12 protein-coding genes are annotated in these 9,916 nt (G+C 70.7%); 10 read left to right on the top strand and 2 right to left on the bottom strand.

What is annotated here, in order from left to right:
• Window positions 1-12: 12 nt before the first annotated feature.
• A complete protein-coding gene (locus ACNPM4_RS07915) occupies window positions 13-639 on the bottom strand; it encodes a PadR family transcriptional regulator (RefSeq protein WP_029263714.1) in 627 nt (208 codons plus the stop codon).
• Entirely contained in the window at window positions 636-1,475 is an 840-nt protein-coding gene (locus ACNPM4_RS07910) for a DUF4097 family beta strand repeat-containing protein (protein ID WP_029263713.1), read from the bottom strand. Before ACNPM4_RS07910 ends, ACNPM4_RS07915 begins: the two co-directional genes overlap by 4 nt.
• Before the next feature lie 203 nt (window positions 1,476-1,678).
• Between ACNPM4_RS07910 and ACNPM4_RS07905 the strand changes: the two genes are divergently transcribed.
• The 10 genes from ACNPM4_RS07905 to ACNPM4_RS07860 form a co-directional block, all read left to right on the top strand.
• Window positions 1,679-2,341: a GntR family transcriptional regulator gene (locus ACNPM4_RS07905; RefSeq protein ID WP_029273917.1), complete on the top strand. Its 663-nt coding sequence runs from the start codon at window positions 1,679-1,681 to the stop codon at window positions 2,339-2,341.
• 66 nt (window positions 2,342-2,407) lie between these two features.
• Window positions 2,408-3,181 carry an MBL fold metallo-hydrolase gene (locus tag ACNPM4_RS07900; RefSeq protein ID WP_448985325.1) on the top strand — a complete coding sequence of 258 codons (774 nt, stop codon included), beginning with the start codon at window positions 2,408-2,410 and terminating at the stop codon, window positions 3,179-3,181.
• 27 nt (window positions 3,182-3,208) lie between these two features.
• Entirely contained in the window at window positions 3,209-3,994 is a 786-nt protein-coding gene (locus ACNPM4_RS07895) for an NAD-dependent epimerase/dehydratase family protein (RefSeq protein WP_029263710.1), read from the top strand.
• Window positions 3,991-4,980 carry a phosphoglycerate dehydrogenase gene (locus tag ACNPM4_RS07890; protein ID WP_448985324.1) on the top strand — a complete coding sequence of 330 codons (990 nt, stop codon included), beginning with the start codon at window positions 3,991-3,993 and terminating at the stop codon, window positions 4,978-4,980. Before ACNPM4_RS07895 ends, ACNPM4_RS07890 begins: the two co-directional genes overlap by 4 nt.
• The gene (locus ACNPM4_RS07885) at window positions 4,977-5,783 is read left to right on the top strand and encodes a hydroxypyruvate isomerase family protein (protein WP_448985323.1); all 807 of its coding nucleotides are present in this window, start codon (window positions 4,977-4,979) and stop codon (window positions 5,781-5,783) included. Before ACNPM4_RS07890 ends, ACNPM4_RS07885 begins: the two co-directional genes overlap by 4 nt.
• A complete protein-coding gene (locus tag ACNPM4_RS07880; protein ID WP_448985322.1) occupies window positions 5,780-6,448 on the top strand; it encodes a hypothetical protein in 669 nt (222 codons plus the stop codon). Before ACNPM4_RS07885 ends, ACNPM4_RS07880 begins: the two co-directional genes overlap by 4 nt.
• Window positions 6,445-7,671, top strand: a complete 1,227-nt coding sequence (gene otnK / locus ACNPM4_RS07875; RefSeq protein WP_448985321.1) for a 3-oxo-tetronate kinase — start codon at window positions 6,445-6,447, stop codon at window positions 7,669-7,671. Before ACNPM4_RS07880 ends, otnK begins: the two co-directional genes overlap by 4 nt.
• Window positions 7,668-8,306, top strand: coding sequence for a class II aldolase/adducin family protein (locus ACNPM4_RS07870; protein ID WP_448985320.1), 639 nt, complete (start codon window positions 7,668-7,670; stop codon window positions 8,304-8,306). Before otnK ends, ACNPM4_RS07870 begins: the two co-directional genes overlap by 4 nt.
• Complete coding sequence (locus tag ACNPM4_RS07865) at window positions 8,303-8,980, top strand: substrate-binding domain-containing protein (RefSeq protein WP_448985319.1); 678 nt, start codon at window positions 8,303-8,305, stop codon at window positions 8,978-8,980. The genes ACNPM4_RS07870 and ACNPM4_RS07865 overlap by 4 nt, the downstream gene beginning before the upstream one ends.
• A 21-nt stretch (window positions 8,981-9,001) precedes the next feature.
• A partial coding sequence (locus ACNPM4_RS07860) for a nucleoside hydrolase (RefSeq protein WP_448985318.1) occupies window positions 9,002-9,916 on the top strand: 915 nt, incomplete at its 3' end.

Genomic DNA, 9,916 nt, shown 5'->3' with positions numbered 1-9,916 from the left:
CCCTCTGCATGTTCAGGATCCGGAGCTGCTCAGCGAGACCGTGACTCCGCGGGCCGCGTTGTCGAGGGCATCCTCCAGCTCGGTGACGACCGACGGAGACAGCGTGCCACCCTTCGCGAGGTGCGTGCGCAGGTCGGTGCGGACCCGTGCACGGAAGGCATTGATGACGGCATCCGCCCGGTGCATCTCTTCTCGGCTGACGAGCCGGGAGTCGTCGGTCGCCGTGCGGGGGCGGCTCTTGGCCGCCGTGCGCTCGCCCTTCTCGGCGGCGGCGAGATCGGCGCGGAGGCTCTTCATCGCGTCCTGGACGCTCTGGCGCACCTCGCTCGCGATCAGCCGCACCGAATCGGTGAGTCCTGCCTCGATGCCGGCGAGGTCGCCCTCGCGCGACGCGAGTTCGGCCCGCCCGGCCTCGGTGATCGCGTAGATCGTGGTGCGGCCGTCGACGGTCTTCGTGACCAGTCCCTCCTCCTCGAGCTTCGCGAGGCGGGGATAGATGGTGCCGGCGCTGGGCGTGTACGTGCCGCCGGTGCGGTCGGTCAGCGACTGGATGATGCCGTAGCCGTGCTGTGGCGCCTCGGCGAGGAGCGACAGCAGATACAGGCGCAGGTCGCCGTGGGAGAAGACGGCGGGGCTCATGCTTCCCACTCCTCGTCTTCCGTGATCGAGGCCGGCGTGCGGCGGAGGACGGTGACGCCGCCGGAGACGGAGTTCGCGCGCAGGTCGACGAATCGTCCCGAGAGCTCGCCCTTCGTGCCCGTGTAGTTGCTGGGGCCGGTCGAGCTGCGCTCGACGCCGTCGATCAGCAGCCGTCCGCTCAGTGTGCGGACGACGTAGTTCGCGGCCAGCGACTCGTCGAGGCGCACGGTGGTGCCGCCCGAGACGGAGTTGATGTTGATGGTGTTCACGTCTCCCGCGGCATCCACGAGCGTCGAACCCGAGACGATGTCGACGGTCGCCTTGCGGATCGCACCCGTGACGGCCACGTCGCCCGAGACGCTGTTCGCGCTGATCGAGCCGGTGAGGCCGCGCACCTGCACGTCGCCCGAGACCGAGTTGACGGTGAGGTCGCCGATCAGGGTGTCGACGATGATGTCGCCCGAGACGGTGTTGAGGCGGGCGTCGTTGCGGAGGCCCGAGACGAGGGCGCCGGCGCTGACGACGCCGAGGTTCAGGGCGATCGCGCGGGGGACCGCGACGCTCACCTCGGCACGGGGGCCGCCGGAGCCGAAGTTGCGGAACACCTCGAGGAAGTTGTCCCAGCCCAGTTGCGGGTGGTCGATCTCGACCTCGCCGTCGTGGGACTCGATGCGGAGGTCCTTGGTGGTGACGCCGTGCACCTCGATGCGGATGCCCGGTTCGTCGTGGGCGATGATGTCCACCTGTCCGCCGACGAGGCCCACCTTGAGGCGGGTGACGGACTCGATGTCGATGACGCGTTCCTCGCCCGGGGCGATGAGCCACTTCTCGGTCATGTGCTTCTCCTGTGTGTAGGGTCACGATATATCGTGTGTGGCCAGCGTAACACGATATATCTCGATTGTGTCAACCTCTCCGTGCGAAGTTCGGATGCAACCTCGTGCGGGAGGGGGTCGGTCGCCGCGGCGGCCGCGCGTCCGTGCAGGCGCCGTGGAGTCGACCGGTAGTCTTCGACGGAAGGACTTCGAGGGGAGAAGATGTGGCCGGGCGATCGACGAAGCAGCCCATCGCCGACCGAATGTACGAGGTGCTGCTGCATCAGTTCATGTCGGGAGAGCGGGCGGCGGGGCAGAGCCTGAACATCGGCGCCCTGTCGCGCGAACTGGACGTCAGCCAGACCCCCCTGCGTGAGGCGCTCGCGCGCCTGGAGCACACCGGGCTCGTCCAGCGCGAGGCGTTGCGCGGCTACCAGGTGGCCCCGGTCATGACGCGCGAAGAGGTCGAGCAGTTGGGGGAGGCCCGCGTTCTGCTGGAGCCCCGTCTCGCGTACGAGGCCGCTCTGCGCACGACGCCCGAGTTCCTGGAGGGGCTGCGTGAGGCGGTCGAGGATTTCCGCCGCTCGGCCGAGGTCGCGGACACCGAGACCGAGGGCTTCGACCTGTACTGGCGCAGCGACGCCCGCTTCCACATGATGATCGCGGCGCAGTCCGGCAACGCCTTCCTTGAGCTGTCGTACGCCGCACTCGGTGGGCAGATCCAGCGGTTCCGACTGTTCTCGAAGTTCGGACGCACGGGGGCCGTCAGTGCGGCGCCGGAACACGATGCGGTCTACGAGGCGATCAAGGCCGGCGACGCGGACGGCGCGGCCGAGGCGATGCGCCACCACATCGTGGGAGCGACCGAGAGGCTTCTCGAGGGCTGATCGGCCTGTCAGTTCCCCCTTTCCTGCGCTATACTATTTTTTGTGATGGCGCAGAACGAGGGACCCATGTCGACGCCGACGACCGGATCAGCGGGATCGTCGGGCTACGTCGCGCGTCCACTCGTGGAGGGCTTCCCCGGGAAATCGAGCTCGCACGGGGCCTTCGGCTGGAGCAGTCTGTGGCTCCTCGACGACGGCGTGCGTCGGGTGCTCATCGACGCCGGCCAGCCCGCGTACATCCCCCTCATCCACGCGGGCCTCGAGCGTCTCGGATTGACGACGGACGATGTGACCGACGTGCTGCTGACCCACATGCACTGGGATCACGTCTCGAACTTCCCCATGTTCGCCCACGCGACCACCTGGGTCGGTGAGAAGGAGCTGCGCTGGGCGGCGGATCAGCCCGCCGGTACGCCGTTCATCCCCGACCTGCACGTGCAGGAGCTCCTCCGTCGCACCGACCGTGTCGAGCCCATGGCCGCAGGGCAGGAGGTGCTTCCGGGCATCCACGCGATCGACAGCGCCGGGCACACCCCGCACCACCTCGCGTTCTACCTCGACCGTGCCGAGGAGAAGCGCGTGTTCGCGGGCGACGCGGTGAAGAACGTGTACGAGCTCGCCTCGGGGCGGGTCGATTCCACGCTGGACGCCGAGGCCAGTGCCGCGACTATCGACGCGATGCGCTCGCTGCTGACCGACACCGGGGCCGCGCTCGTTCCCGGACACGATGTGGAGCTGCGCTGGGACGGACGCACCGCCCGTCGTCGGCGCCCGCAGCGGGCGGAGATCGGGTTCTTCTCCGGCGCCTCGACGGGCGAAGAGGACCGCAGCATCGGCTGAGCGCCGGTGTCGAAGGAGAGGATGACGATGACGACAGTGCTGTACACCGGCGGGACCGGACGGATGGGCCGGGTGATCCGCGAAGGACTCGCCTCCCGCTACGACCGCGTCGTGCTGTTCGCGCGCTCCGACGCCGACGAGCCTCTGTTCCCCGGGGAGCAGGTCGTGATCGGCGACCTCGGCGACCTCGATGCCCTCACCGCGGCTGCGGAAGGTGTCGACGTCATCGTGCACCTCGGCGGCATCGCCGATGAGGCCCCGTATGACAGCATCCGCACGGTCAACATCGACGGGACCTACCACGTCTACGAAGCCGCGCGGCGAGCAGGTGTGCGTCGCGTCGTCTACGCCAGCTCGAACCACGTCGTCGGCTTCCACCCCGCGAGCGAGGTCCTGGACGAGAGCGCGCCGCTGCGCCCGGACACCTTCTACGGGGTGTCGAAGGCGTTCGGCGAAGCCCTCGCCAGCCTGTACCACGACAAGTGGGGCGTCGAGTCGGTGCTCGTGCGCATCGGCACCTTCCGCCCGGCGCCCGAGGACAGGCGCCAGCTCGGCCTCTGGCTCAGCTGGCGCGACGGCATCGAACTCTTCCGCTGCGCGATCGAGAGCGCTCCCGTGGGCTGCCAGGTCGTCTACGGCTGCTCGGCCAACACCGAACGCTGGTGGAACGGCGACGCGGGCTGGGCGGCCATCGGCTACGTGCCCCGCGACGACGCGGCCGACCACACCGACGCGGTGGACTTCAGCGCCCCCGCACCCACCTTGCACGGCGGCGCATTCGCCGCCCCCGACTACGAAGGAGGGATCTGGTGACGAAGACCGATTCCCACGACGTGCTGATCACCACCGCATTCCTCGAGCCCGGCGACGAGGTCGATCGGATGCTGCGCGAGGCCGGCCTCACGACGCGGCACGAACCCGAGCTGGCACTGCTGGATGCCGACGACCGGGCCGGCGCGCTTGCCGGAGCCCGCGCCATCATCGCCGGCACGCGGCCGCTGGGTGAGGAGGAGTTCGCGCTCGCCCCCGCACTGCAGATCGTCGTACGCACCGGCGTCGGGTACGACAGCGTCGATGTAAACGCCGCGACCGCGCGCCAGGTGCCCGTGTGCGTCACCCCCGGCGCGAACCGACAGGCCGTGGCCGAGCACGTCTTCGCCCTGGCGCTGGCCTGCGCTCGCCGCATCCCCGAGAACGTGAGCAACCTGGCCGCGGGCACGTGGCAGCAGCTCACCGGGCGGGAGCTGCAGGGGTCGACCCTCGGGATCCTCGGGCTGGGCTCGATCGGCAAGGCTGTCGCGACGATCGCCGCGGGGTTCGGAATGCACATCGTCGCGTACGACCCCTACTTCGACGAGGACTTCGCCGCGGCCCACGGCATCCGTCGTCTCGATCTGGACGACCTGCTGCGCGAGGCCGACTTCGTGACGCTGCACCTCTTCCTCGACGAATCCACGCGGAATCTCATCGACGCCTCCCGGTTGGCGCTGATGAAGAGCGATGCGGTGCTCATCAACACCGCCCGCGGCGGGATCGTCGATGAGGACGCGCTGGTGGACGCCGTGCGAGAGGGGCGCCTCGGCGCCGCCGCGCTCGACGTCTTCGCGGACGAGCCCTTGAGCGCATCGAGCCCGCTCCTGCGCACCCCCGGCATCCTCGCCACGACGCACGTCGCCGGCGCGACCCGCGAGGCACGCGGCGAATCCGGCCGGATGGCGGCCCGCAACGTGATCGCCGCGCTCCGCGGCGCTGTTCCGGAATACGTGGTCAACCCCGACTACGACGCGGTGTCGGCATGATCGTCGAGACCACGTCGGGGCCGGTACGCCTCGCGGCCAACCTGAAGTGGATGTTCACCGAGGTGCCGTTCGTCGAGCGGTTCGACGCCGCGGCCGAGGCCGGGTTCACGGCGGTGGAGTTCGCGTCGCCTTACGACCTCGCGCCGGCCGAGGTGCGGCGTCTGCTGGACGATGCGGGCCTGACGCAGATCCTCATCAACACCCCCGCCGGTGCAGCGGGCTCGCCCACCGCCTCGGGCGCGGCGTACGTGCCCGGAGCGGAGCAGGAGTTCCGCGACGGCGTGCTGCGTGCGCTGGAGTACGCGGACGTCCTGGGCGCCGGCGTCGTGCACGCGATGGCCGGCATCAAGCCGGCGGATGCCGACGCGGACGCCGCGTTCGCGACGTACGTGTCGAACATCTCCTGGGCCGCCGAGCAGGCGCGCGGGACGGGTGTGCGCCTGGCGCTGGAGGCGATCAACAAGCGCGATCAGCCCGGCTACGGCCTGGCCTCGATGGAGACCGCGGCGACGGTCGCGCAGGAGGTCGACCCCGAGGTCGTCGGCGTCCTGTTCGACGTCTATCACGCGCAGGTCGACCGCGGGAACCTCATCGAACGGTTCGAGCAGCTGCGTCCCGTGGTCGCGCACGTGCAGATCGCCGACAACCCCGGCCGCGGCGAACCCGGCACGGGCGAGATCGCCTACGAGCGCGTGCTCGCCCGGATCGCCCAGAGCGGCTATCCCGGGTGGATCGGCTGCGAGTACGCCCCCGTCGCGGGCACCCGTGACGGGCTCTCCTGGATCGAGAGGACCATCCGATGACCGACCCGAAGATCGCGCTCATCAGCGCCACCCCGCTGGCGATCGCCCCGGCCGCGACGGCCATCGCCGCTGCCCTTCCCACGGCGACCGTGTGGAACCTGCTCGACGACCGTCTGCTCGCCGACGCGCATGTCGAGGGCGGCATCACCGCGCCGCTGGCCGCGCGCATGGACAGCCTCATCGAGCTCGCTCTGGCGGGCGGAGCGGATGGCGTGCTGCTCACCTGCTCGCAGTTCGGGATCCGCGCCGACCGGCGTGATCGCGAGGCCGACGGCGTCACCGTGCTGTCGGCAGACGGCCCGCTGTTCGCCGAGGCCGTCGCGGCCGCCCCCGCGCGGGTGCTGCTGGTCGCGTCGCTCGAGTCGTCCGCGAGCGACAGCACGGCACGGCTGACGGAAGCCTTCGTCGCGAGCGGATCGTCGGCGCAGGTGCACCCGCTCGTGGTCCCCGCGGCGGCTGTGCCGCTGGCTGCGCCGGACCTGATCGACGCCCTCGCCACCGCGATCGCCGATGTCGACGAGCCCTACGACCTGATCGTGCTCGCCCAGTACTCGCTCGCCGCCGCCGCTGCGCCTCTTGCGGACCGCTTCGGCGTCACGGTGCTGGACGGCCCCGCCGCTGCTGCTCGACGGCTGACCGCGGCACTCCAGGAGGGTCCTCGATGATCGGCGTCATCGCCGACGACGTGACCGGGGCCACGGATGTCGCCGCGGCGCTGCGGCGCGCGGGTCTGCGCACCCTTCTCGCGCTCGGCACGGACATCGACGGCACCGCGGTCTCGGCCGACGCCATCGTCATCGGCCTGAAGACGCGCTCCCTCCCCGCCGCAGAGGCCGTCGCGCAGAGCCTCGCCGCGCTCACGGTGCTGCGACAGCGCGGAGCCGACCGCATCTACGTCAAGTACTGCTCGACCTTCGACTCCACCGCCGAGGGGAACATCGGGCCGGTCACCGAGGCGGTCGCCCGCGAGCTCGGTGTCGACCTGGTCGTGACGACTCCTGCCGCGCCGCTGCACGGGCGCACCGTGTACCGCGGGCACCTCTTCGTCGGCGACATGCTGCTCGCGGAGACCCACATGCGCGATCACCCCGTGACGCCCATGCGCGACTCGTCGGTGCTGCGGCTGCTCGCGGCGCAGAGCGCGGAACCGGTCGCGGCGCTGCCTCTGGATGTGGTGCAGCAGGGCGCCGAGGCGGTGCGCGAGGCACTGCGCCGGGCCCGCGCGGAGGGCACCCTCCAGGTGGTGGCGGATGCCGTCACCGATGCCGACCTCGCCGCCCTCGCGGAGGCCGTCGACCGCGACGCGCTCGTCGCCGGATCCGCCGGACTCGTCGGAGCGATCGCGCTGCGGGAGACGGCGAGCGGCACCGCAGCCCCGGTGCCGCCTCCGGGGCGCACCGCCATCATCGCGGGCAGCTGCTCGCGGCGCACCCTCGAGCAGATCGACCGCTTCGTCTCCTCCGGAAGCCCCGCCTTCCGCATCGCGGCCGAACCCGGCGACACCGCCGAGCAGCTCGCCGCACGCGCGGTGGAGTGGTGGGACCGCCAGCCCGACGATGCCGCCGCTCTCCTCTACTCCTCCAGTCCCGCCTCGGAGCGTCGCGACGACGTGCCGGGTGCCGGCGAACTGTATGAGCGGACGGCGGGTCTCATCGCAGCCCAGCTGTCGGATCGCGGGGTGAAGCGCATGCTCATCGCCGGTGGCGAGACCTCGGGTGAGGTCATCCGCGCGCTCGGCACCACCGTCGCGGTCGTGGGGGAGGAGGTCGCGCCGGGTGCGCCGTGGATCCACGACGAGCGGCGCGACGTGCACCTGATCCTCAAGTCCGGGAACTTCGGTGACGAGGAGCTGTTCGTGGATGTCGCTCGGCAGGGGGTCGCCGCATGAGCACCGCCGCCCGCCGCGCGATCGAACGCGTCGCGCACTCCATCCATCGCCGCGGTCTCACCCACGGCCGCACCGGCAACCTCGCGGTGCGGGACGGCGATCGCGTCCTGCTCACCCCGACGGGTGTCAGCCTCGCCGACATCGAGGCGGACCAGCTGTCGGTGGTCGCTCTCGACGGCACGCACCTCGAGGGTCCGAAGCCGACGAAGGAGGCGTTCCTGCACGTCGCGATGCTGCGGGTGCGTCCCGACCTGAACGCGGTCGTGCATACCCACTCGGTCTACGCGGCCGCCGTGTCGTGCCTGGCCGACATCGACGCGGATGCTCCGATCCCGCCCCTCACCGCGTACTACGGCATGCGCGTGGGAGCGCTGCGGATGCTTCCCTACTTCGCCCCGGGCGACCCTGCCGCGACCGCCGCCGTGGAAGAGGCGGCGCGCGTCACTCACGCTCTGCTGCTGCGCAATCACGGTCCCGTCGTCGCCGGTGCCGATCTGGATTCGGCGGTCGACGCCCTGGAAGAGCTCGAGCACACCGCGCAGCTGTTCTTCGTCACCCGCGGTCTGGCCACAGCCCCGCTCACCCCTGCGCAGCTGCACGCGTTCGCGGCGCCCTCTGAAAGGTCTCCCTCATGATCACCCTGTACAGCGGCCTCGTCGTCAAGAAGCCCCTCGTCGAGCAGATCATCCCGGCGTTCGAGAGCGCCACAGGTGTCCGCGTCGACGCGAAGTTCGAGCCCACGACCGTGCTCCTCGAGCGCATCGCCGCGGGGGAGCGCCCCGACCTGGTGCTCGGGGTCTCGTCGTCGGTGACCGACCTCGCCGAACAGGGGCTGGTGGACCCGGCCCAGGTCGCCGAGATCGCGGTCTCGTCCGTGGGCTTCGCGCGGCTCGAGGGGGCGCCCGTGCCGGCCGATGACTCGGCGGCGGCCTTCCTCGACTATCTGCTCGCCGCCCGTGCCGTCGCGTACACGCTGAGCGGGGCGAGCGGAGTGCACTTCATGAAGGTGCTCCGGGAGCGCGGTCTTCTCGAGCGCATCGACGAGCGTGCCGTTCGCTGCGAGTCGGGTCTCACCGTGGAAGCGCTGCTCGACGGGCGGGCGGATGTCGCGGTCCAGCAGGTCAGCGAGCTGCGTTCCGTCGTCGGCCCGCAGATCGTCGAACCGATCCCGCACGAACTGCAGTCCTATGGACGGTTCGCGATCGGCGCGCGCCCCGGCGCCGGGGATGACGCTGCGCGCTTCGTCACCCTCCTGACCGAGAAGTCGACGCAGGACGCGTTCGCCGCGTTCGGGCTGTCGCGTCCCTGACCCCCTACCTGGAGAGCATTCATGAGAAGAGTCATCGTCGACACCGACACCGGCGTGGATGACGCGCTGGCGCTGATGCTGCTGGCCGCCGATCCCGAGGTCGAGATCCTGGCGGTGGTCAGCGTCTTCGGGAACACCACCGGCGAGCGCGCCGCCGACAACGCCCGCTACGTGCTGGACACCTGCGGACGCACGGATGTGCCCGTGTACCGCGGCGCGGACGTGCCGCTCATCCAGGAGCTGCGGATGAACCCCGGCATCCACGGCGAGGACGGCTTCGGCAACACCGGGCTTCGTCCGGAGCAGTCCGTGGATCCCGAGCCGGTCGGCGTCGACGTCGTGCTCGACCTGGTCGATCGGCATGAGGGCGAGATCGACTACGTCGCACTCGGCCCGCAGACCAACCTCGCCGCCGCTCTCGAGAAGCGGCCCGACCTACTGCAGCGACTCCGCTCGACCACCATCGTGGGGACGCTCGGGCCGGCGCTGTACCACGACACCGCGCCGTGGGAGGATCGCCGGTTCCGGGTCTCGCGCGACCCCAACGTCTCGTTCGACATCGACGCGGCGCGCATCGTGGCAGCCCACGAGGGCGACGTCACCTGGTGCGGGCCGTACGTCACCCGTCAGGCCCTGGTGCCCGAGGACTTCTTCCTCGACATCGCCTCGTCGACCGGCTTCGCCCCCGCGCAGCTGATCACGGCGATCAGCCGCGACTATGCCGGCTTCTACTCGCGCTCGTACCCGCAGCCGGAAGGACGCCGGGTCATGGGCATCAACGACAGCATGGCGGTGGCGAGCCTGCTCTACCCCGACTTGGTGACCGGTGCGGTCATGCGTCCGCTCGAGACGTTCCTCGACCAGGAGACCGGCGACCGCTACCTCGCCGGGGTGCACCCGGTGAAGGACGAGACGCGGCCGATCCATCGGGTCGTC

The sequence above is a fragment of the Microbacterium umsixpiens genome (assembly GCF_053543675.1).
Note: the sequence above shows the minus strand (reverse complement) of the source record. Positions and strands in the feature narration are given on the sequence as shown.

What these genes read in the sequence shown, in the direction of transcription:
- ACNPM4_RS07870 (WP_448985320.1), top strand. Translation starts at nt 7,668, where the DNA reads ATGAGCACCGCCGCCCGCCGCGCGATCGAACGCGTCGCGCACTCCATC.
- ACNPM4_RS07880 (WP_448985322.1), top strand. Translation starts at nt 5,780, where the DNA reads ATGACCGACCCGAAGATCGCGCTCATCAGCGCCACCCCGCTGGCGATC.
- ACNPM4_RS07895 (WP_029263710.1), top strand. Translation starts at nt 3,209, where the DNA reads ATGACGACAGTGCTGTACACCGGCGGGACCGGACGGATGGGCCGGGTG.
- otnK (WP_448985321.1), top strand. Translation starts at nt 6,445, where the DNA reads ATGATCGGCGTCATCGCCGACGACGTGACCGGGGCCACGGATGTCGCC.
- ACNPM4_RS07885 (WP_448985323.1), top strand. Translation starts at nt 4,977, where the DNA reads ATGATCGTCGAGACCACGTCGGGGCCGGTACGCCTCGCGGCCAACCTG.
- ACNPM4_RS07910 (WP_029263713.1), bottom strand. Translation starts at nt 1,475, where the DNA reads ATGACCGAGAAGTGGCTCATCGCCCCGGGCGAGGAACGCGTCATCGAC.
- ACNPM4_RS07865 (WP_448985319.1), top strand. Translation starts at nt 8,303, where the DNA reads ATGATCACCCTGTACAGCGGCCTCGTCGTCAAGAAGCCCCTCGTCGAG.
- ACNPM4_RS07900 (WP_448985325.1), top strand. Translation starts at nt 2,408, where the DNA reads ATGTCGACGCCGACGACCGGATCAGCGGGATCGTCGGGCTACGTCGCG.
- ACNPM4_RS07915 (WP_029263714.1), bottom strand. Translation starts at nt 639, where the DNA reads ATGAGCCCCGCCGTCTTCTCCCACGGCGACCTGCGCCTGTATCTGCTG.